Source organism: Methylobacterium sp. Leaf88 (genome assembly GCF_001422795.1).
GTDB lineage: Bacteria > Pseudomonadota > Alphaproteobacteria > Rhizobiales > Beijerinckiaceae > Methylobacterium.
This window is the reverse complement of sequence record NZ_LMMK01000045.1, coordinates 222,763-243,764: the sequence shown is the minus strand read 5'-3', so window position 1 is coordinate 243,764 and position 21,002 is coordinate 222,763. Positions and strand designations below refer to the sequence as shown.

General features: G+C 70.6%; 21 protein-coding genes. 10 read left to right on the top strand and 11 right to left on the bottom strand.

Annotation, left to right across the window (positions count from 1 at the left end):
• Positions 1 to 282: 282 nt before the first annotated feature.
• From ASF20_RS17620 to zapE, 3 genes are all read right to left on the bottom strand, one after another.
• Positions 283 to 2,628 (bottom strand): xanthine dehydrogenase family protein molybdopterin-binding subunit, encoded by a 2,346-nt coding sequence (locus ASF20_RS17620; RefSeq protein WP_156648126.1) that lies wholly within the window; start codon positions 2,626 to 2,628, stop codon positions 283 to 285.
• 17 nt (positions 2,629 to 2,645) lie between these two features.
• Positions 2,646 to 3,125, bottom strand: a complete 480-nt coding sequence (locus ASF20_RS17615; protein ID WP_056218655.1) for a (2Fe-2S)-binding protein — start codon at positions 3,123 to 3,125, stop codon at positions 2,646 to 2,648.
• A gap of 435 nt (positions 3,126 to 3,560) precedes the next feature.
• Positions 3,561 to 4,739 carry a cell division protein ZapE gene (gene zapE, locus ASF20_RS17610; RefSeq protein WP_056219477.1) on the bottom strand — a complete coding sequence of 393 codons (1,179 nt, stop codon included), beginning with the start codon at positions 4,737 to 4,739 and terminating at the stop codon, positions 3,561 to 3,563.
• A gap of 295 nt (positions 4,740 to 5,034) precedes the next feature.
• On the opposite strand from zapE, the gene ASF20_RS17605 reads away from it, so the two are divergent.
• The 3 genes from ASF20_RS17605 (at position 5,035) to ASF20_RS17595 (ending at position 6,383) form a co-directional block, all read left to right on the top strand.
• A complete protein-coding gene (locus tag ASF20_RS17605; RefSeq protein ID WP_056276249.1) occupies positions 5,035 to 5,604 on the top strand; it encodes a GNAT family N-acetyltransferase in 570 nt (189 codons plus the stop codon).
• Positions 5,605 to 5,698: 94 nt separating this feature from the next.
• A complete protein-coding gene (locus ASF20_RS17600) occupies positions 5,699 to 6,025 on the top strand; it encodes a hypothetical protein (RefSeq protein ID WP_244476472.1) in 327 nt (108 codons plus the stop codon).
• A 142-nt stretch (positions 6,026 to 6,167) separates the two neighbouring features.
• Positions 6,168 to 6,383, top strand: a complete 216-nt coding sequence (locus tag ASF20_RS17595) for a hypothetical protein (protein WP_056276246.1) — start codon at positions 6,168 to 6,170, stop codon at positions 6,381 to 6,383.
• A gap of 7 nt (positions 6,384 to 6,390) precedes the next feature.
• On the opposite strand, the gene ASF20_RS17590 is transcribed toward ASF20_RS17595, so the two are convergent.
• The 3 genes from ASF20_RS17590 to ASF20_RS17580 all read right to left on the bottom strand — a co-directional run bounded on the left by ASF20_RS17590 (position 6,391) and on the right by ASF20_RS17580 (position 9,315).
• Complete coding sequence (locus ASF20_RS17590; protein ID WP_056276243.1) at positions 6,391 to 7,068, bottom strand: spermidine synthase; 678 nt, start codon at positions 7,066 to 7,068, stop codon at positions 6,391 to 6,393.
• A gap of 122 nt (positions 7,069 to 7,190) precedes the next feature.
• Complete coding sequence (locus ASF20_RS17585) at positions 7,191 to 8,864, bottom strand: formate--tetrahydrofolate ligase (protein WP_056276241.1); 1,674 nt, start codon at positions 8,862 to 8,864, stop codon at positions 7,191 to 7,193.
• Between the two features lie 229 nt (positions 8,865 to 9,093).
• A complete protein-coding gene (locus ASF20_RS17580; RefSeq protein ID WP_056218669.1) occupies positions 9,094 to 9,315 on the bottom strand; it encodes a heavy-metal-associated domain-containing protein in 222 nt (73 codons plus the stop codon).
• Positions 9,316 to 9,560: 245 nt separating this feature from the next.
• On the opposite strand from ASF20_RS17580, the gene ASF20_RS17575 reads away from it, so the two are divergent.
• Both ASF20_RS17575 and ASF20_RS17570 read left to right on the top strand, forming a co-directional pair.
• Positions 9,561 to 11,018, top strand: a complete 1,458-nt coding sequence (locus tag ASF20_RS17575) for an EAL domain-containing protein (protein ID WP_056276238.1) — start codon at positions 9,561 to 9,563, stop codon at positions 11,016 to 11,018.
• A gap of 88 nt (positions 11,019 to 11,106) precedes the next feature.
• Positions 11,107 to 12,021: a TIGR01459 family HAD-type hydrolase gene (locus tag ASF20_RS17570; RefSeq protein ID WP_056276236.1), complete on the top strand. Its 915-nt coding sequence runs from the start codon at positions 11,107 to 11,109 to the stop codon at positions 12,019 to 12,021.
• On the opposite strand, the gene ASF20_RS17565 is transcribed toward ASF20_RS17570, so the two are convergent.
• Together ASF20_RS17565 and ASF20_RS17560 are read right to left on the bottom strand one after the other, a co-directional pair.
• A complete protein-coding gene (locus ASF20_RS17565; protein WP_056218680.1) occupies positions 12,022 to 12,555 on the bottom strand; it encodes a protein phosphatase CheZ in 534 nt (177 codons plus the stop codon).
• A gap of 49 nt (positions 12,556 to 12,604) precedes the next feature.
• Complete coding sequence (locus ASF20_RS17560) at positions 12,605 to 12,988, bottom strand: response regulator (RefSeq protein WP_018046001.1); 384 nt, start codon at positions 12,986 to 12,988, stop codon at positions 12,605 to 12,607.
• 234 nt (positions 12,989 to 13,222) lie between these two features.
• On the opposite strand from ASF20_RS17560, the gene ASF20_RS17555 reads away from it, so the two are divergent.
• Positions 13,223 to 14,407: an 8-amino-7-oxononanoate synthase gene (locus tag ASF20_RS17555; protein WP_056276233.1), complete on the top strand. Its 1,185-nt coding sequence runs from the start codon at positions 13,223 to 13,225 to the stop codon at positions 14,405 to 14,407.
• Between the two features lie 10 nt (positions 14,408 to 14,417).
• Here ASF20_RS17555 and ASF20_RS17550 read toward each other — a convergent pair whose 3' ends face one another.
• Positions 14,418 to 14,816: a hypothetical protein gene (locus tag ASF20_RS17550; RefSeq protein ID WP_056276230.1), complete on the bottom strand. Its 399-nt coding sequence runs from the start codon at positions 14,814 to 14,816 to the stop codon at positions 14,418 to 14,420.
• A 349-nt stretch (positions 14,817 to 15,165) separates the two neighbouring features.
• A complete protein-coding gene (locus tag ASF20_RS17545) occupies positions 15,166 to 18,582 on the bottom strand; it encodes an acyl-[ACP]--phospholipid O-acyltransferase (protein WP_056276227.1) in 3,417 nt (1,138 codons plus the stop codon).
• A 334-nt stretch (positions 18,583 to 18,916) separates the two neighbouring features.
• Here ASF20_RS17545 and ASF20_RS17540 point away from each other — a divergent pair, with 334 nt between their 5' ends.
• Positions 18,917 to 19,435: a TetR-like C-terminal domain-containing protein gene (locus ASF20_RS17540; protein ID WP_244476484.1), complete on the top strand. Its 519-nt coding sequence runs from the start codon at positions 18,917 to 18,919 to the stop codon at positions 19,433 to 19,435.
• Positions 19,436 to 19,456: 21 nt separating this feature from the next.
• Here the strand turns inward: ASF20_RS17540 and ASF20_RS17535 are convergent, their stop codons facing one another.
• Positions 19,457 to 19,813 (bottom strand): hypothetical protein, encoded by a 357-nt coding sequence (locus ASF20_RS17535; protein ID WP_056276221.1) that lies wholly within the window; start codon positions 19,811 to 19,813, stop codon positions 19,457 to 19,459.
• A 363-nt stretch (positions 19,814 to 20,176) separates the two neighbouring features.
• Here ASF20_RS17535 and ASF20_RS17530 point away from each other — a divergent pair, with 363 nt between their 5' ends.
• The 3 genes from ASF20_RS17530 to ASF20_RS17525 form a co-directional block, all read left to right on the top strand.
• On the top strand, positions 20,177 to 20,428 hold the full coding sequence (locus tag ASF20_RS17530; protein WP_056276219.1) for an MCP four helix bundle domain-containing protein: 252 nt from the start codon (positions 20,177 to 20,179) through the stop codon (positions 20,426 to 20,428).
• Positions 20,429 to 20,451: 23 nt separating this feature from the next.
• Positions 20,452 to 20,577 (top strand): hypothetical protein, encoded by a 126-nt coding sequence (locus tag ASF20_RS25300; protein ID WP_280136508.1) that lies wholly within the window; start codon positions 20,452 to 20,454, stop codon positions 20,575 to 20,577.
• Positions 20,578 to 20,730: 153 nt separating this feature from the next.
• Positions 20,731 to 21,002 (top strand): HAMP domain-containing protein (locus tag ASF20_RS17525; RefSeq protein WP_156648124.1); only part of this gene is annotated, 272 nt, incomplete at its 3' end.

Here is a 21,002-nt window from a genome sequence, read left to right as displayed (position 1 = left end):
GATTCGGAAGGTGGGGTCGGCTCGACCGAGGCCGCCTCCGTCGGAGGGTCAACCCCCGGGAGCGAGGCCGGGCTCCCTTGGCGGGGCGGGAAAACCGCCGGCGGGAACACGGTTCGCCGACCCGAGGCCGAATCGGCACGAGCGTGCGTGGGCGTCCGGACGCCTTCGCCTCCGCCAGGGTGCGGTCGGATCCGATGGGGCCGGATATAAGACGGGGCGCAGGACGGCACGAATCCGCCCTGCGCCCCGAACCCTCCCGGGACCCGGGAGGGCGATGCCCGATCAGGCGCTCAGCTGGTCGCGAATCGGCAGCTGCCGGATGCGCCGGCCGGTGGCGGCGAAGATCGCGTTGGCGATCGCCGGAGCCACGGGCGGAACGCCGGGCTCGCCGACCCCGCCGAGGGGACGGCTGTAGTCCGGGTTCGGCAGCAGGTGGACGTGGATCTCCTTCGGCGCCGCATCGATGCGGGTGATCTCGTAGCCGTCGAAGTTGTTCTGCTGCGCGCGTCCGTCCTTGAAGGTGATCTCGGCCGTGAGCGCCAGACCCATGCCCATGACGACCGCGCCCTCCATCTGCGAACGGATCCGCTCCGGATTGACCTGCGGTCCGCAATCGATGGCGATGTCGACGCGCTTGACCTGCACCTCGCCCTTGGGGCCGACCGCCACCTCCGCCGCCACCGCCGTGTGGGTGACGAAGCTGTAGTGGCCAGCGATCCCAAGGCCGGTGCCCTTCTCCATCTTGCGACCCCAGCCGATGCCCTTGGCTGCCGCCTCGATCACGCGGCGCAGGCGCCCCGTATCGATCGGGTAGCGGGCGGGATCCTCGCCGTAGTTCCAGACGTCGCTGATGCTGGTCGGGTCGATGAGCCGGTCAGGACCGATCAACGCGAGCAGGTACTCCTTCGGGTCACGTCCCGCCGCGTGGGCGAGTTCGGACACGAAGGACTGGATCGCGAAGGCGTGCGGGATGTTGGAGACCGAGCGGAACCAGCCGATGCGCACGTGGGCATCCGCCGCCGGGTTCTCAAGACGGATGTTGGGCACGGCGAACGGCGTGTTGGTCAGGCCCATGCCGAGCTCGAACGGCAGCTCGTGCTTCGGGTCGGGGGCGAAGATCGATCCGATGGTGGGCGCCGCCGAGCGGTGCAGCCAGGCGACCGGCATGCCCTTGTCGTCGAGCCCGGCCTCCAGGCGCTCCACCGAGATGGTGTGGTAGTAACCGTGGTGGAGGTCGTCCTCGCGGGTCCAGATCAGCTTGACCGGCGCCCCGTCCACGGCCTGGCTGCACAGGGCCGCTTCCAGCACGTAGTCGGGCTTCGACTTGCGGCCGAAGCCGCCGCCGAGCAGCGTCACGTTCACCTTCACCTTGTCGGCAGGCAGGTTCAGCTTCTTGGCGAGGCGATCATGCGTCGCCTGGGGCGCCTGGGTATTGGCCCAGGCCTCGCAGAACCCGTCCTTGATCCGCACGGTGGCCGCCGGCGGCTCCATCGGGGCCTGGACGAGGTGGGGCACGAAGTACTCCGCCTCGAGCTTCGTCTTGGCCTTGGCCATGGCCCCGGCGACGTCGCCCTGGTCGCGCACGACCTTACCGGGCGCGCGCGCCGCCTTCTCCAGCTCGCCCCGGAAGGCGACGGAATCGTAGGTGGCGTTCGGGCCGTCGTCCCAGGTGATCTTGAGGGCCTCGCGGGCCTTCATCGCCGCCCAGGTGTTCTTGGCCACCACGGCGACGCCGCCGACGGGCTGGAACTCGGACGGAATCTCGGGCGCGTCGATGGTGAAGATCTTGACCACGCCCGCGACCTTCATGGCCTCGGAATCGTCGACGCTCTTGACCTTGCCGCCGTAGACGGGCGGGCGGGCGATGAGGGCGTAGAGCATCCCGTCGAGGCGGGTGTCGATGCCGTACATCGCCTTGCCGACGGTGAAGTCGTGGTTGTCGATGAGGCCGATCTTGCCCTTGCCGATGTAGCGGAAGGCGTCCTGCTTCTTCAGCACGACGCTCTCGCGGGCCGGCACCGGCAATTCGGCGGCTGCGGCCGCGACCTCGCCGTAACCGAGGCTGCGCTTCGACTTGGCGTGGGTGACGATCGAGTTCTCGGCCTTCACCTCGCTCGCCGGCACGCCCCACTGCTTGGCGGCGGCCTGGACCAGCATGGCGCGGGCCGCGGCACCGGCATGGCGCAGGTGCGGGAAGAAGTGGCGGAGCGAGCGCGAGCCGTCGGTGTCCTGGTTGCCGAAGCGGGCCTCGTCACCCCAGGCCTGGGCGACCTTCACCTTGGACCAGTCGGCCTCGAGCTCGTCGGCCACCACCAGGGCGATCGAGGTGCGCACGCCCTGGCCCATCTCGGAGCGATGGCAGGTCACCGTCACGGTGCCGTCGGACGCGATGGCGACGAAGACCTTCGGGTCGTCCTGCCAGCCATGCGGCATGGCATCGGCGCCGTATTTCTTGGGCTCGTCCTTCTTGTCCTCGGCCTGGGCCGGGTCACGCCAGGACAGGGCGAGCACCAGGGCGCCCATGCCGCCGAGCATCGCCGCGCGGCGGCTGACATTGGCGAGGGCGCTCGGACCGGGCACGGTCTCCACGGGTGCAACGTCGGCCGGCGCGGTGGCGCGGGCCGCCATGGTTTGAGCTTCGTGGATCACAGGCGCTCTCCCTTGTTCACGGCGGGCTTCTGGCCCGCGGCCTGGTGGATCGCGGCGCGGATGCGGGGGTAGGTGCCGCAACGGCACAGGTTCCCGCTCATGGCCTCGTCGATCTGCGCGTCGGTGGGCTTCGGGGTCTCGGTGAGGAGGGAGGCGGCCTGCATCATCTGCCCGCACTGGCAGTAGCCGCACTGCGCCACGTTGAGGTCGCGCCAGGCAACCTGAACCGGATGGTTGCCGTCGGGGGACAGGCCCTCAATGGTGACGACGGCCTGCCCCTCGGCGGCCGAGACGGGGGTGACGCAGCCGCGCACGGCCGTTCCGCCCACATGGATGGTGCAGGCGCCGCAGAGGGCCTGCCCACAGCCGAACTTGGTTCCGGTGAGCCCGACCTCGTCGCGCAGGTACCACAGCAGCGGCATGTCGGGATCGCCGTCGAAGCTGCGTTCAGCTCCGTTCACGGTCAGTTTGATCATCGGTGTATCCTGTCATGGATCAGGCCACGGGCCGGTCGGGATCGGCGTCACGCCAATCCATCAACCGGCGGGAAGCCGTCGGGGTCACATGTCGGGCGTTGGCACGGTCGACGTGGCGTCGCCGTCCGCATCGAAAGGTCCTGAGATGCGGCGGCGGATCCGGCCTCTCCGATCGGGAGAGCCGTCGCAGCGCACGAAGCCCCCACGCCCCGCACCTCGGAATGAATCCAATTAAACGTCCGGGCTGTTGCGGCGCAACCGGAGGCTGGCCCCGTCATCCGTCCCCGGACGGGCGATGCGGCCTCCATGTGCCGTTGCGCACGGGGCGAAGCCGGACGGGTGATCCGGATCGCCGGGTCGCACGTTGATTTTGCCGGCTTCCACGCAAATCCCAACCGGTGACGGTCGGCCCTCCCGGCTCTCGCGTCTCGCGGTTCAGGTCTCGACCAGGCCGGCGCTCGACCCGCTCGCGCCGGAATCGCCGGCCCCGTGCGGCAGGGCGAGGTATTCCGAGGAGCGCATCTCGATCAGGCGGGAGACCGTGCGGTCGAATTCGAAGGCCTCGCGCCCCTCGGTGGCGGTGTAGAGGGCCTGGGGCTCGGCCGCGGCCGAGGCGACGAGCTTCACGTGAGCGTCGTAGAGGGTGTCCACCAGGGTGATGAAGCGCTTGGCCTCGTTGCGGTTGTCCGGCCCCATCACGGGGATGTCCGAGACGATCACCGTGTGGAAGGCGCGGGCCACCGCCATGTAGTCGGAGGCGCCGAGCGGCTGGGCGCAGAGGTCGGCGAAGCCGAAGCGGGCAACGCCGCCGGTCTCCTCGGGTACCGGCACATCGTGCCCCTTCACCCGCAGGGTCGCGGGCCGGCCCTTGGCCTTGCCGGTGAGGCCCTTGAACGCGGCCGCCAGGGCCGCCGCCGCCGTGCCGTCCGCGGGCACGTGATAGACCGAGGCGCCCCCGAGCTTCTCCAGCCGGAAATCGGTGCGGGAATCGAGGCGCAGCACCTCCACCCGATCCTGCAGTTCGGCGACGAAGGGCAGGAACAGGGCGCGGTTCAGGCCGCCCTCGTAGAGCCGGTCGGGCTCGACGTTGGAGGTCGCCACCACCGTGACGCCGCGCTTGAACAGGGCGCCGAACAGGCGGCCGAGGATCATCGCGTCGGCGATGTCGGTGACGGTGAACTCGTCGAAGCAGAGCAGCGTCGCCTCGTCGGCCAGGGCGTCGGCCACCACCGGGATCGGGTCGTCGCCCTTGGCGGTGCCAGCCTTCAGGGCCTGGCGATGGGCGTGGATGCGCTCGTGCGCGTCGGCGAGGAAGCCGTGGAAGTGCACCCGGCGCTTCGGTTCGGGGGCGGCCTCGTGGAAGAGGTCCATCAGCATGGTCTTGCCCCGTCCCACCGAGCCCCAGATGTAGAGCCCCTTGGGCGTCGTCGCGGCATCGTCCCGGCGGCCGAACAGCCAGCCGAGCGCGCTGCCCTTGCGGGCGCGCTTGCGGCGGCCGAGCTCCAGCACCAGGCGGTCGAGGGCGCGCACCAAGTGGATCTGCGCCGGGTCGCGCTCGATGGCCGCGGTGCGGACCAGGGCCTCGTAGCGGTCGGAGACCGGACCGGGGGACACGGCGCCGGCCTTGGCCTGGCTCGACGGCGCGAGGCCCGAGGAGGAGGGGGCGTTCACGGTGTGGGCGACCTGTTCGCGGAGGAAGGGGATCGGGCGGCCGGCGGATCTGCCGGTCTGACGCGGCCACCCCGCGGGATCAAGCCCCGGATCCGGTTCCGGCGCCGGACGCGCGGCAGCCGGTCGCTTTGCTGCATTGCACAAATGTGGCAGCGATGCCAGATCTGATCCGCCTTGAGGGAGGCTACGCCCGGAACCGGCACGTCCTGCGCGCCCCGAAACCGGAGACCGGCACCCGATGCCCGATACGCATCCGACCCTTCAACCGATCCTCCGCCGCCTGTGGCCCAACGATGGCCCGGCGGTGGAATCCTACTTCCTGCGGCTCGACCCGGAGACCCGGGCCAACCGCTTCATGGGCGCGCTGAGCGACGCGGCCGCGCTCACCTATGCGCGCAACGCCCTGAGCGCCGAGGGCCTGATGTTCGGCAGCTTCGTCGACGGCACCCTGCGGGGGCTCGGCGAGTTGCGTCCCACCTCCGCGCCGCCGCCCGGTTTCGTCCTCGGGACCGAGGCGGAGGCCGCCTTCGCGGTGGAGAAGGCTTATCGCCGCCATGGCCTCGGCCAAGCCCTGTTCCGGCGGATCGCCGCCGCGGCCCGCAACCGCGGCGTGCGCGACCTGCACGTGCGCTGCCTTGCCTGGAACCGGCCCATGCGGGGCCTCGCCGCCAAGGTCGGCGCGGACCTGCGCATCACCGGCGGCGAGGCGGACTGCGCCCTGCATCTCGCCCGTCCGACCCCCGTCTCCCTGTGGCAGGAGGGCGTCACCGAGGCGGTGGATTTCACCCTCGCCCTCACGGCGGCGTGAGTCCGGCTTTGCCGCACGGGGTCCGGGAGGTATCGTGGCCGGTATGACGCCGCCCGGAAGAGTTCCCCCCGCCCGGGTTCGGCCAGGGGGCACCATGATGGATCTTTCGCGGCGGAGCCTGTCCGTCCTCCTCGCCTGCACGGCTCTCCTGCCGGGCGCGGCCCTGGCCCAGACCGATGCCCAGGCCCGTCCCGACACCCGCGCGATGACCTGCGCCGAAGCCGCGGCCCTGGTGGCCCGGGCCGGCGCCGTCGTGATGAGTACGGGGCCGGCGACCTACGCGCGCTTCGTGCGCGACGGCGGGTTCTGCCCGCTGCCGGAAACCACCCAGCCGTCCTGGGAGACAACCCGGGACAATCCCAAGTGCTTCGTCGGCTATACCTGTCGCGACAAGTTCAACGAGGGCCAGGGCCGGGACTGAGGTCCGGGGGCATTCCGTCGCCTGACGCCGACCTGCGCCCGCGCTTACGGCCACGCTGCCTTGTTGCCGCCCCGCCCTCTGCCGATGGTCGCCGCCGGGACCCGCCCCGGGAGAGGACGGGCTCGCCGACGAGGGGCCCAGCATGGACCGGACCGAGACCACCCAGACCACCCGCCCGCTGAGCCGGCCGGCCGAAGCGCGCCTCGAGCGTTCCGTGGCCGATGCCCTGCGCATCATCAGGGCCGCCTGCGCCGAGCGGAACGAAGCCCCCGTCAAGGCTGCCCGGCGCCAGCTCGCCGCGATCTACGGCGCGACCCGCCTCAACCGGCAGCGCGAGCGCCGGAGTGCCTCGGCCTGAGCTCCCGTCACCGGGCCGGTCGCTCGGCGAGCCAGATGGTGTGGCGCGCCCCGCGCGAGCGCCCGGCCCGCACGCCGACCGCCTCCACCCGGAAGCCGCCCCGCGCCAGTCGCTGGGTGAAGGCTGGATCGGGATGGGCCGACCACACGGCCAGCACCCCGCCGGGGCGCAGGGCGGCCCGTGCGGCGGCGAGGCCCGCGGCGTCGTAGAGCTGGTCGTTGGCGCGGCGCGTCAGCCCGTCCGGGCCGTTGTCGACGTCGAGGAGGATCGCGTCGTAGGTCCCGCGCCCTGCGCGGATCACCGCGGCGACGTCCGCCACCCGCGCCTCGGCGCGCGGGTCCGACAGCGCCTCGGACGAGAGGCCCGCCAGGGGGCCGCGGCCCCAGTCCAGAACTGCCGGCACGAGCTCGGCCAGCACGATCCGGGCCTCCGCGGGCAGGGCGTCGAGGGCGGCCCGGAGGGTGAAGCCCATGCCGTAGCCGCCGATCAGCCAGCAGGCATTCGTCCGGAGCCCGAGCCGCGCGGCGGTCAGGGTCGCCAGCGCCTCCTCGGAGCCGCTGAGCCGGCTGTTCATCAGCTCGTTGTGGCCGAGCTGGATCGAGAATTCGGTGCCCCGCTGCAGCAGGCGCAGGGAGTCCGACCCGCCCGGCACGGGCGCGGTGCCGAGAACGACCCAGGGGATCACGAGGGGGACTGGCAGGTAGGGCGGATCATGCGACCCTGGCTAGCACGGGTCGCCGACCGGATCACGTGGCACCGCGGCGCCGACCCGCCCCCCGCCCGACGCGGGGGGCGGGTTCGTGCGGGCTAGAACAGCCCCTCGATCTGCCCGTTGGCGTCGAGGTGGATGCCCTCCGAGGCCGGGATCTTGGGCAGGCCCGGCATGGTCATGATCTCACCGCAGATCACCACGACGAAGCCCGCGCCCGCCGAGAGGCGCACGTCGCGCACCGCGATGAGGTGGCCCGAGGGCGCGCCCATCAGGCTCGGGTCGGTGGAGAACGAGTACTGCGTCTTGGCCATGCAGACAGGCAGGTGGCCGTAGCCGTCCTTTTCGAACTGGGCGAGCTTGGTGGCGGCCTTCGACTCCACTTGGATGTCGCCGGCGCCGTAGAGCTTGGTGGCGATGGCGAGGATCTTGTCGGTGAGCTTGGTCTCGGTCTCGTAGACGTAGCTCAGGGGCTTCTGCTCGCCGTTGGCGAGCTTGACCACGGCGTGGGCGAGCTCCTCGGCGCCGGCACCGCCCTCCGCCCAGTGCTTGCAGGTGATGGCCTCGACCTGGAGCTGGTCCCGGCACAGCGTCTTCAGCTTGGCGTGCTCCGCATCGGTGTCGGCGTAGAAGTGGTTGACGCCCACGACGACGGGCAGACCGAAGCTGCGCACGTTGGCGACGTGGCGCGCCAGGTTGGCGAAGCCCTTCTCCAAGGCCTCGAGGTTCTCGGAGCCGAGCTCCTTCTTGGAGACGCCGCCATGCATCTTGAGAGCGCGCACGGTGGCGACGATGACCACTGCGGAGGGCTTCAGGCCGGCCTGGCGACACTTGATGTCGATGAACTTCTCCGCACCGAGATCGGCGCCGAAGCCGGCCTCCGTGACCACGTAGTCGCCGAGCTTGAGGCCCGCGCGGGTGGCGATCACCGAGTTGCAGCCATGGGCGATGTTGGCGAAGGGGCCGCCGTGGATCAGGGCCGGGTTGCCCTCCAGGGTCTGCACGAGGTTGGGCTGCAGGGCGTCCTTCAGGAGCACCGTCATGGCGCCCGTGGCCTTGACGTCCTTGAGCGTCACCGGCTTGCGGTCGCGGGTCTCGGCAATGACGATGCGGCCGAGGCGCGCCTCGAGGTCGTCCAGGTCCTTGGCGAGGCAGAACACCGCCATCACCTCGGAGGCCACGGTGATGTCGAAGCCGTCCTCGCGGGGGAAGCCGTTGGCGACGCCGCCGAGGGACTGGGTGATGGCGCGCAGGGCCCGGTCGTTCATGTCGACCACGCGGCGCCAGTGGATGCGGCGCACGTCGATGTTGAGCTCGTTGGCCCAGTAGACGTGATTGTCGATGAGGGCGGCCGCCAAGCTGTGGGCTGAGGTGATGGCGTGGAAGTCGCCGGTGAAGTGCAGGTTGATCTGCTCCATCGGCACGACCTGGGCCTTGCCGCCGCCGGCCGCGCCGCCCTTCATGCCGAAGCAGGGCCCCAGCGAGGGCTCGCGCAGGCACATCACGGTCTTCTGGCCGATGCGGTTGAGCGCATCGCCGAGGCCGACCGTGGTGGTGGTCTTGCCCTCGCCGGCCGGCGTCGGGCTGATCGCCGTCACGAGGACGAGCTTACCCTCGGACTTGGTCTCGATCGACTTGATGAAGGCGTGGTCGATCTTGGCGATATGCTTGCCGTAGTGATGCAGCGCGTCGTCCGGGATGCCGATCTTGGCGGCGACCTCGGTGATCGGTTGAAGCGTGGCCGCGCGCGCGATCTCGATATCTGAGGGCATTGGTGCGTTTCTCCCGGATTGTTCTTGCGCGATCGGGTCCGGCAAGGCCGCATTCCGTCCGCTGGCGTTCGTCGTTCGCCGCCAGGACCGGATCCGCCGACGTTGGGCCGTGCGGATCGGCCAAGCGGCCACGCATCATCGATCGCATCAGTTTGCGTGAAGGGACAAGCAAAAGCGCGTCGGAAATTTTGAATTTGCAGGCAAAAATTTGTTTGGGATCAGACCTGTGTCAGCCCGTCATGGCACTCGCTGTGTATCCGGCCTCGTTCAGCGCCTCCGCGATGCTCAGGGCCTGAGCGGTGGTCGTCACCGCGACGCGTCCGTGATCGAGGTCGACCGCGACCTTGGCCTCGGGGTCGAGGCGCTGGATGGCCCGGCACACCGCCGCGGCGCAGCCGTCGCAGGTCATGCCCTCCACCTGCATCAGGAGGTCCGATGGCGTCGCGTCCATGAGGTTCGCTCCGGGCTTCTCGTTCCGCGGGGCGCATTGTGGCGCCTCGCGACGCCGATGCAAGCGGTCCGGCGCGCGCCGCGTGGGACGTCCCGGAAGCACAGGACACAGTTCGGGAAAATCCGTTTGCGGGGCCGTCCGGTGGCTTGTGGGCCGGGAGCGTCTCGGCAACAAAAGAACGCCGGACCGGCCGAGGTCGGACCGGCACCCGTATTTCCCTGTCGTATCGAGGATCGAAGATTCCGATGGCCCGGATCATCGGCCGGCGTACGAGCCTGTGGGCCCTCGGTCTGCTCGGGCTCTGCCTTCTCGGGCCGCTCGCGGTCTTCTCCCCGCTCGGGGCGAGCCTCGGGCTCGCGGGCCTCGGGCTCGTGGCGGCCCTCGTCGCCCATCGCCGCGCGGGCACGCTGACCGCCCGGTGCGAGAAGCTGTCGGGCGAGGTGGACGTGCTGTCGCAGCGGCTGGTCCGGCTGGAGACGGTGACCCGCGCCCTGGCCGAGCAGCAGGTCCGGGCCGTCGATGCGGGGCTTCCCGCGAGCGCCCCCGGCCCGGATCCCCGCGACCTCAGCGCCGGCATCGAGGAGGTCACGGCCGAGATCGGTCTCCTCAGCGGCATCGTGCGGGAACTCGCGGCCGTGGTGGCGGCGCAGGACGGCGAGATCGCCGGCCTCAAGGCCGTGCCCGCCCCCGTCGTTCCGCCCGTCGCTCCTCCGCTCCGCCCCGTGCCGCGGGTCATCGCTCCGGAGCCTGAAATTCGCCCCGAGCCGCGCTTCGACGCGCCGCCTCTCCGGCGCACCGATCCGCCGCTGGTCGCGCCCTGGACGCCGCGGGCCCTCGGCCGGGCCGAGGCCCCGGTGCGCGACCCCGCGCGCGACGCGGCCCTGATCGCCGCCTTCGACGCCGCCGGCCTGGAGGTCCACCTCCAGCCCATCGTGTCCCTGCCCCAGCGCAAGGTGGTGTTCTACGAGGCGATGGCACGCCTGCGCCTAGCCGGCGAGACCCTGATGCCGGAGGCGTTCGTGCCGGTGCTGGAGCGCCACGGGCGCACCACCGACCTCGACCGCCGCATGCTCCAGCGGGTCGCCACCATCGCCCAGCACCTCGCCGGGCGGGGCAGCCAGGCGGCGGTGGCCTACGGCCTGTCGCCGCGCTCCCTGTTCGAGCCGGGCTTCCTGCGCTCGCTCGGGCGCCTCGTCGAAGGAGCGCCGGACCTGTCGGGACGGGTCATGCTGGCCCTGCCGCAGGCAAGCTGGCGCAACCTCGACGCGGAGCAGGCCGGCGCCCTGGCCGACCTGCGCGGACGCATCGGCTTCATCCTGGACCAGCCCCTCGACCTGCGCCTCGATCCCCTGGCCCTCGCGGATCGCGGGGTCGCACAGGTGAAGGTCCCGGCCGACCTGCTGCTGCGCCCGGATTCGCGCCAGGCCATGCCCGACATCGCCCTCGAGGACCTCGTGGCTTCCCTGGCGCGGGCCGGCATCCGCCTCGTCGCCGAGGGCGTGGAGCGCGAGACCGATGTGCCCGACCTCATCGAGCTCGATGTGCCCCTGGCGCAGGGCAGCGTGTTCGCGCCGGCCCGGGTGGTGCGCGCCGAGGTGCTCCAGGCGGCCCCGGCCTCGTCCGAGCCGACTCCGCCGAGCGAGGATCCGGAGCCGCCGCCCCAGCGCCGCCCGTTCCGCGACTTCCTGCGCCGGGCCGGCTGAGACCCGCGCGGCGTTGCTTTTCCCGGAGGTCCCGCCTAACCGGGCGGCGCTCCCCGAAACGCCCGCCCGTCAGCTCGAGGCCCGCCGCATGCCCGATACGCCCGCCCGTCCCGGCCCGTCCCGGCCCGTTCCGACCCTGGACGGCTTCGCGACGATCGCCGCGGGCTACGATCTCATCCTGTGCGACGTCTGGGGCGTGCTGCACGACGGCACCAACGCGCATCCGGGAGCCGGCGACGCCCTGACGCGATTTCGCGCCCTTCCGGAGGGCGGGCGGCCCCGCCGGGTGATCCTGGTCTCGAACGCGCCGCGTCCCTGGGCCGGGGTACAGGCGATCCTCGACAGATTCGGCGTGCCCCGGGGCGCCTACGACGCGATCCTGACCTCGGGCGACCTGACGCGCAGCCTGGTCGCCGCCCACCCGGGCGAGCGCCTGTATCATCTCGGACCGGAGCGCGATGCCACGATCTTCGACGGCCTCGACGTGACCCTGGTCGACGTGGCGCAGGCCGAGCGCGTCATCTGCACCGGCCTGTTCGACGATACCTGCGAGACCGCCGAGGATTACCGCGGGACGCTGGAGGCGATGCGGGCCCGGGACGTGCCGATGATCTGCGCCAATCCCGACCTCGTGGTCGAGCGCCGGGGCGAGCTCATTCCCTGCGCGGGGCTGATCGCGGAGGCCTACGCGGCCCTCGGCGGCGCGGTGACCTATGCCGGCAAGCCCCATCGCCCCGTCTACGAGGCGGCGCTCGCGCTCGCAGGCAGCCTCGACGACCGGGCGCCGCCGGAGCCCCCCCGGGTGCTCGCCATCGGGGATGCGCTGCGCACCGACATCGCCGGGGCGACGGCCTTCGGAATCCCCAGCCTGCTGGTGGCGCGCGGCATCCACGCCGAGGAGCTCGGCGTCTCGGCGGCGCATGCGACGCTCGGGGACATTGCGGACTGGCTCGACCGTCAGGCGGTCCGGCCCGACGCGGTGATCGAGCGCCTGGTCTGGTGATCAGGCGAAGAGGGCGTCGATCTCGTCCTGGGCGACGGCCGGGCCGTGGAGCTGCGGACCGTTGAGGATGAGGAGTTCCTTGCGGACCCGGCGCTCCACCTCCTCCGGGTCGATGCCGCCCTCGTCCTTGGCCTTGACGGCGCTGGCGAAGCGCGAGAGCCGGCTCTCGAGCTGGCGCAGGGCCTCCACGACCTTGGCGATGCGCTGCCCGGTGATGTCCTGGAAGGTGCAGGCCTCGAAGATGTCGTTCATGCGCGCCTCGACGGTGGCGCGGTAGTTCTTGTCGTCCGGCAGGCCGAGGATCTCCTCGGCCGTGTTCATGATGGAATTCGTGGCGCCCGCGGTGGCGGCCACCACGCTGCCGAGCTCCTCGTGCGCCATCGGTAGGCGATCCCGGGTGAGCTCGTTGGCCCGCAGCGCAGCGATCTCGTTGCGCAGATGGGCGATGTAGTCCGCGATCTCGACCAACTCACGGATCAAGGACGGCTTATCCGACGCGGGATTCACGTTCCGCGCCTGCTTGGCGAGTGCCATGGGCTCCCGGCTCCTCGATTCGGTGTTCCTGGGCTACGTCTCGAATCGATCAGGCGCCGCAGACGGCTTCGATCTTGCTCTTCAGGGTGGCGGCGTTGAACGGCTTGACGATGTAGTTGTTCACGCCGGCCTTCTTGGCGGCGATCACGTTCTCGGTCTTCGACTCGGCGGTGACCATGATGAACGGGGTGGTGCGCAGGGCCTCGTCGGCCCGGACGTGGCGCAGCAGCTCGTAGCCCGTCATCGGCTCCATGTTCCAGTCGGAGATGACGAGGCCGTACTTGCGGTTCTTGAGGCGAGCCAGGGCGGCGGTTCCGTCGGAGGCGTCGTCGACCTCTTCGAAGCCCAGCTGCTTGAGGAGGTTGCGGATGATACGGACCATCGTCTGATAATCGTCGACGACGAGGATCGGCATGCCGAGATCGAGGGCCATGGGTCGGTGTGCTCCGTCAGGGGAGGGCCCGTGCCTGGGCACGACCCTCCGGGAATGGGCCGGAACGCCAAGGTTTGGGCGCCCCTTGGCGATGAAACTACGCAGCTTCGCATTGCGAAGCGGTTAACTGCCCACGCGGCCCATCTTGTCTTGACTTCAGGAATGTCCGGGCGTGGCGGGGATGGACTCCGTTCGCCTTGACAAGGCCGCCCCGCTCGCCCCCATGCGGGGGGCATGTCCCTCGCGCCGCCCCCGCCCGACACCGCCGACCCCGCACCGTCCAGCCTCGACGCTTTCGCCCGGCAGGCCCTGGACGACCTCGATGCGCGCGCCCTGCGCCGCCGCCTCATCGACACCGCGCGCGGACCCGGTCCGATCGCGCACCGGGACGGCAGGACGCTGATCTCGTTCTCGTGCAACGACTATCTCGGGCTCTCCGACGATCCCCGCGTGATCGCCGCCGGACAGGAGGCGCTGGCGCGCTACGGCGCCGGCGCCGGCGCCTCCCGCCTCGTCACCGGCAATCATCCCGTCCTCGCCGCCCTGGAGGCGCGGCTGGCCGCCCACAAGGGCAAGGACGCGGCCCTGGTCTTCGGCAGCGGGTACATGGCCAATCTCGGCATCGTGCCGGCCCTGGCCGGCGCCCGGGACCTCGTCCTCGTGGACGCCCTCGGTCATTCCTGCCTGTTCGCGGGGGCGCAAGTCTCGGGCGCGACGATGCTGCGCTTCCGCCACAACGACGTCGGCCACCTGCGGGACATCCTGGCGGCGCGCCGCGGCCGGCACGGACGCGCGCTGATCCTCACCGAGCGGATCTTCAGCATGGATGGGGACCGCGCGCCTCTCGACGCCATCCTGGAGGTTGCCGCCGCCCACGATGCCTGGACGCTGGTGGACGATGCGCACGGTCTCGGCGTGGTGGAGGCGGGGGCCCGCGCGCCCCTGGAGATGGGCACGCTGTCGAAGGCGCTGGGCTCGTATGGCGGCTATCTCTGCGCGTCGCGCGACGTCGTCGACCTCATGACCAGCCGGGCCCGCAGCTTCGTCTACACCACCGGCCTGCCGCCCGCCTCGGCCGCGACCGCCCTGCGCGCGCTGGAGATCATCGAGGCGGAGCCCGAGCGGGCTGCCCGCCCCCTGGCCCTGGCCCGCCGCTTCACGGCGCGCCTCGGACTGCCCGAGGCGACGAGCCCGATCGTGCCCGTCCACGTCGGGACGGCGGAGGCGGCGCTCGCGCTCTCGGCCGCCCTGGAGACGCGCGGCTTCCTCGTCGTCGCGATCCGGCCACCCACGGTGCCGGCCGGCACCGCCCGCCTGCGCGTGGCCTTCTCGGCCGCACACGACCCGGCGCAGGTCGACGGCCTGGCCGACGCGCTGCGGGCGCTCGGCATCGGCCCACGGGTTTCCCCGGAGACCTGACCCGGACGGATCAGGAGTTGGAGCGTGCGCCGCCGGACTCGTGATGCCGTTCCTGGAGCCGGTTCGATCGCTCCCGCGCCCGCCGGCGCTGGGCCGAGAAGCCGATCCAGCGCGTGACCAGGGGGCCGCGACGGCGAACGATCGGTGCCGCGTCCCCGGTCTCGCCCGTCAGGACGGTCACATCGGTATCCGCTGTCCCATCCGCGAGGTGGCTCTCTTCGGCGGGTGGGGCGTGACCGAAGGCTTCGGGATGGGTCTTTTCCGTCACGACGATGAGTCTCCTCCGGGAATCCTGGGTGTTGCCGTAGGTGGGGAGGGCCGCGCGTGCGACGGCGCCGATCCCTGCCGTCGCGTTCGTCGGGCCGGGCCCGTCGCCGAGAGGTCGGAGCTTGCGAATGTCAGCGGTCATCACGCCTGTTGCCATCTGCGCGGGACCCAGCGCGGCGCGCCGTGCGCGCCCGTGATCCCGTCCCCCTGCACGGCCCGCTCGTCGGGTCCTGCAGCGTCTGCAACAGCATAAGCAATCCCGCCGCCGGGTTGAGTCGGTTGCTTGGTCTGTGAGTCCATATCTGTTGTCTCGGCGTCCCAAACAGACGTCCAACCGGCCGTTTGCCGGGCTATGGGGACGCTGCCCGGCCCACGGGACCGCGCGGTCCGCGTGGAATCCGGGCCGGCGACCCTGCGCTCAGACCCGTCGTGTGCGGGCCGATACGGCGTCGTTTCGGGGCGCCGCGGGGCTTTCGGCCGCCGCGGATCCGTCAGGCGGCGGCGGGCGCTTGGCCGGCCGCGCGCTCGTGGGCGAGCTTGACCACGCTGACCTGATCGACTTTGCCGGTCCCGAGCATGGGCACCCGCTCCACCACCACCACCTCCGCGGGAATCGCGATCTCCGGCACGCCCTTGCCCTTGGCGAAGCTCTGGTAGGCGGCGCGGGTCGCGTCCTTGCGTTCGGTGAACAGCACCAGCCGCTCGCCCTTGCGGGCATCCGGCACGGCGGCGACGGCGCTCGGGGTATCGGGCCACAGCTCGGCCGCGAGGGCCTCGACGCTGGCCAGCGACACCATCTCGCCGGCGATCTTGGCGAAGCGTTTGGCCCGGCCCTTGATGGTGACGAAGCCCTGGGCGTCGATGGCGACGATGTCGCCGGTGTCGTACCAGCCCTCGGGGGGCGCCTCGATGCTGCCGGGGCGCTCGGGCCGCAGGTAGCCCAGCATGATGTTGGGACCGCGCAGGACGAGACGTCCACCCTCCGCGATGCCGGGCACCGGCTCCAGCCGCCAATCCTGGCCGGGCAGGAGGCGGCCCACGGTGCCGAAGCGGTTGAACATCGGGGTGTTGAGCGCGACCACCGGGCCGCATTCGGTGACGCCGTAACCTTCCAGGATGCGCAGGCCGAACTTCTCGCCCCAGGTCTTGCGGGTGGATTCCTTCACCGCCTCGGCCCCGGCCACGACGTAGCGCAGCGAGCGCAGGTCGTAGGAATGGGCGGTCTTGGCATAGCCCGCCAGGAAGGTGTCGGTGCCGAACAGGACGGTGGCGTTGGAGCCGTAGATCAGCTCGGGCACGATCCGGTAGTGCAGAGGCGAGGGATAGAGGTAGACCGGGACGCCCGAGACCAGGGGCAGCACCAGGCCGGCCGTCAGCCCGAAGGCGTGGAACACCGGCAGCACGTTGAACACCTTGTCGCTCGGCCCAAAATCGATCCGGGCGGCCACCTGCGCGGTGTTGGCGAGCATGTTGCGGTTGGCGAGCACCACGCCCTTGGGTGCGCCTTCCGAGCCTGAGGTGAACAGGATCGCGGCCGGGTCGTCGCCCCGCCGGGGCACCAGGGGCGCCCGCTTGGAGAGGAAGCCACGCAGCTTGTCGCCCGTCGTGATGCCGGCCCGGATGTCCTCGAGGTAGACGAGGGTGACGGCCCCCCGGATCGCCTCCACGAGGGCGCCGAGGCGGCCCTTCTCGATGAAGGCGCGGGAGGTCAGGATGGTGTCGACCTCGGCCGTTTTGCAGGCCGACAGGACGTTGGCGGCGCCCGCCGAGAAGTTGATCATGGCCGGAACCCTCCCGGCTGAGGCCAGGGCGAACAGGGTCACGGCCGCACCGTTGGCGTTCGGCAACATCACGCCCAGGGGCTTGCCGGGGGTGCCGAGCCCCTGCAGCTTCCGCCCGAGGATGTTGGCGCCCATCACCAGCCGGGAGAAGCTCAACGATCCGGTCGGATCCTCGACGGCCGTGCGGCGCCAGCCGTGGCGGTCGCCCGCCTCCACGAGGGCCTGCATCAGGCCGCGGTCGATCTCTGTGGTGCGGAAGACGAGGTCGGACATGATTCCGTAGAGTGCGGCGCCCGCCGCCTGCCGGCGAGCCTTGCCCTTGAGGGCCGGGTCCACGCTAAGGGCGACCGGCGAAAGGATCGTGACGGTGACCTTCGGCCACCAGCGCCGCTTCACCTGGTTCTTCGACAGGCGCGAGAAGACCGTCTTCTCCAGGCCGTCGATCTTCACCGGCACCACCATGGCCCCGGATTTGTCGGCGATGAGCCCGGCCCCGTCATAGACCTTCATCAGGCTGCCGGTGACCGTGAGGCGCCCCTCGGGGAAGATGATCAGCGTCTCGCCGCTCTTGACCGCATTGATCAGGGTGCGGGTGGCCAGCGGCCGTGTCGGGTCCAGGGGCATCGCCTTCGTCATCGCCAGGAACGGCTTCACCCACCAGCGCTGCGCGATGCCGTGATCCACGGCGAAGACCGGTTCCTGGTCCAAGAGGGAGAGCGCGAGGGGCGCGTCGAGGAACGAGACGTGGTTGAGGGCGATGATGGCGTTCGGGCCGGCCTTCTCGACGTTCTCCAGGCCGCGCACCTCCAGGCGGTAGAAGGCCCGGAACAGGATCGAGAGGAAGTCGCGGAACGGGCTCGTCGGCAGGACGGCCAGGATGACCACGCCCGCCACGAGGTTGAGCACGCCGAGCAGGGTCAGGAGCGCAGCCATCGACCAGCCGGCGCCCTGGAGGGCGGCGAGGCCCAGCGCCCCCGTCACCATGAAGGCGGCCGTGAGCACGTTGACGGCGCCGATGACGCGGGCCCGCTTGTCCTTGTCGGTCCAGGCCTGCACGGCGGCGAAGGAGGGCACGATGTAGAGGCCACCGGCGACGGCGAGGCCGAACAGGTCGAGGGTGACGCGCAGGCCCGTCCCCGTGGTGAGGAACTCCCAGGCGTCCGAGGGATCGCCGGAGACGGGCCCGAGATGCGCCACCGTCCAGGCGAGATCGAGCCCGAAGGCGCCCATCAGCAGGGCGCCGACGGGGGTGGGGAGCAGCACGATGCGACCGCTGGCGAGCCAGGAGGCCAGCCCCGAGCCCACCGCGATGCCGATGGAGAATACGGCGAGCAGGGTCGTCACCACGGTCTCGGAGCCGTTGAGGCTCTGGCGCACCAGGACGGGGAGCAGCGACAGCACCACGGCGCCCACGAGCCAGAACCAGCTCACGATCAGCGAGCCGCGCCACAGCCGGGTGTCGCTCCAGAGATCGCGCAGGAGGGCACCGGTGGAGCGGGCGACGTTGGGGTCGACCCGCAGGGTCGGCGCGCCCTCGCCGGTGGACGGGATCGCCCGGGCCGAGAGCCAGCACAGGACGGCGAACACCATGATCATCGTGCTGAAGGCCAGCGCGCCGCCGCCCATGGCGGTGGCGAGGCCGGCCACGATGGTGCCGAGCAGGATGGCGAGGAAGGTCGCCGCTTCGACCAGGGCGTTGCCGGCGGTCAGTTCGTCCCGGCGCAGGTGGTCGGGCAGGATGCCGTACTTGATCGGCCCGAACAGGGCCGCGATCGTCCCGAACAGCCCGAGCGCCACGAAGAGCACCGGCACGGAGTGCAGCCAGAACCCCAGGGCCGCCGCCGCCGCACCGAAGATCTCGGCGAATTTCAACCGCTTGGCGATGAGCGCCTTGTCGTAGCGGTCCGCCATCTGTCCGCCGAGGCCCGACAGGATGAAGAAGGGGCCGATGAAGACCGCGCCCGCCAGGGTGACCAGCATCGGCGAGCTGCCACCGCCCGCACCGCCCACCTTGAACAGGATCAGGAATACGAGCGCGTTCTTGAGGAAGTTGTCGTTGAACGCCGAGAAGAACTGGCACCAGAACAAGGGTGCGAAGCGGCGCGTCGTCATCAAGGTACGAAACATGGAAGTCTCCTCGGACGACGCATGACTGCCCGCACGCGGCGATAGCGTCAAATGGTGAACCACGCGTCATTTGAGCAGCGTTCAAAACATATCGCCGCCGCAGATGGGGTTCAATGGCGCGATTGCACGGCGTGCAATCTGAGCGGTCGGCCGGTGCGGTTCCGCACGGGGACGATGACCCGATCTCGGGATCCACGGAGCGGGAAACAGGATGGCACGGGTGGAGAAACGGGGCACGGGCCCGCGCGGCGAGCACAACCGCGACGAGTTCCTCGCGCTGGTGACGAAGGCCGCCGAGAACCTCGTCCGGCGGGAGGGCCTGCGCGGCCTCGGGATGCGGCGGCTGGCCAGCACCATCGGGTATGCGCCGAACTCGATTTACAATGCCGTCGGCGACCTCGATGCAGTGATGATGCGGGTCAATGCCCGCACCCTCGCCCGCCTGCACGCGGCCCTGGAATTCGCGGTGACGCCGGACGCCGCCCCGCGCGACAAGGCCCTGGCCCTCGCCGATGCCTATCTCGGCTTCGTCGCCGCGGATCCCCAGGTCTGGAGCCTCGTCTTCGAGCACCAGATCGCGCCCGACAGCCCCTTCCCGGACTGGTACGCCGAAGCCCTGGGCCAGACGACCGACCTCGTCGCCCGCGTGCTGGCCCCCATGATCCCCGACCCGGACGAGCGCCGACAGGCGGTGGCGGCCCTCTGGGCTGCCCTGCACGGCCTCGCTTCGCTCTCGACTTCGCGCAAGCTCGCGGTGCTGACACCGGAATCGCCCCGGGACCTCGCGCGTCTGCTTGTCCGACGCTTCCTCGACGGGCCGGACCGGGGAAGGCCCGAAACCGCGGGCGCCTGAGCGCCCTCGGGCCGGTGGATCCTACAGGACGCTGCTGCGGCGCGTCCGCATCCCCTTGAAGAGGGCGGGATGGGGATCGGTGAGACCGCGCGATGCCGGCGGCTCCGGCGCCTTGTACGCAGGCTCCGCCCAGGCCGGGACCTCGCGCGCGTCGTCCGTCCTCGGCCGGCCGCCGCGGCGCTTGGCGGTCGAAGACCCCGAGTCGTGTAACTCGGACCGCGGCGCAGGCAGGAGCGACAGGCCGCCGAACGCGAGGAGGCAGGCGAGGCCGATGCCGGCGGAATGCCAGCTCGGCTCCGGCGCGATCATCATCGTCACGAGACCCCCGAAGGCGATGGCCGAGGCGAGATTGCGCGGTGTGAAGGGATCGATGGCCATGACACCATCATCCGCTGCACCGCTCGCGACTTCGTGAACTACATGATTCAATTTGTAGGGATTAGATCGCCGTTGGGCCGGAGCCCTCCGATCGTATTCGGCCCCATGGCGACGGCGCAAAATCCGTGACGCCAGTCGGGGTTTCGCCCTGCGACAGGATTGAGATTTCGATCGGCGCAAGGTCTGAGACCTCGGACTGATATCGGTGCTGCAACAAATCGCGAGATTTCCAGAAGCTCTGATGGGTTCTCGCTGGTGCAACCAGGGGTTCAGAACAATTCATTCGTGAGCGCAAGATTTTAAGCATCCGCGATGCGTTGTGGCTGCTCGCCGCGCGTGTTGATTTGCTCCAGGCGGCACCCGATGAAGTTCGTCGTGTCCGTCCAAAATCTCTTCATCCGCCGCCGTCTGATCGCGGCCTTCTCGCTCCTGACCGTCTTCGTGGTCGGCCTGGGCCTCTTGGCACTCTTCAGCACTCAGCGCATGCGCGCGCAGAGCCTGGAAGTCGAAACGAACTGGCTTCCGAGCATCCGCGCCCTGGGCGAGATCGATACGGTCACGGCCCGCATCAGCGCGGTCGTGCTTACGCATACCAGGCCACCGGCCCGAAGCTGACGGCCTCGATCGAGGCGGACCTCGTGCGTTTCGACCAGAAGCTGGCCGATCGCCGGGCGATCTACGAGCCGATGATCGCCTCGCCGGAGGAGTGTGCTCTCTATGACAGCTACCGGCGCGATGCGGCCGCCTTCCTGCCGATCCGCTAAGCCATCCTGGATCTCTCGCGCGGCGGACAGAAAGCCCAAGCCTTCGAGCTCTACGAGAGCAAGGGCCTGTCGGTTCGCCGCGCCGCGTCGAACACCCTGGAGAAGCTCGCGGCCCTCAACAATGACGGCTCCCCGCAGGCGCAGGCCCGCAGCATGGCCATCTTCGAGCAGACCAAGACCCTGGGTCTCACCGCTATGTTGGTGGCTCTCGTAATGTCGGCGCGGTCCGCCTTCCTGATCATCCGCGGCGTCACGCACGGCATTCGCGCCGTGGTCCGGCCCATGCAGGCGCTGGCGGGCGGAGACCTCTCCGTGACCATCCCGCACCAGGGCGCCCGGACCGAGATCGGCACCATCGCGGACGCCGTCCAGGTGTTCAAGGACGGTCTGATCAGGATGCGGGCCCTCGAGGAGGAGACGGTCCT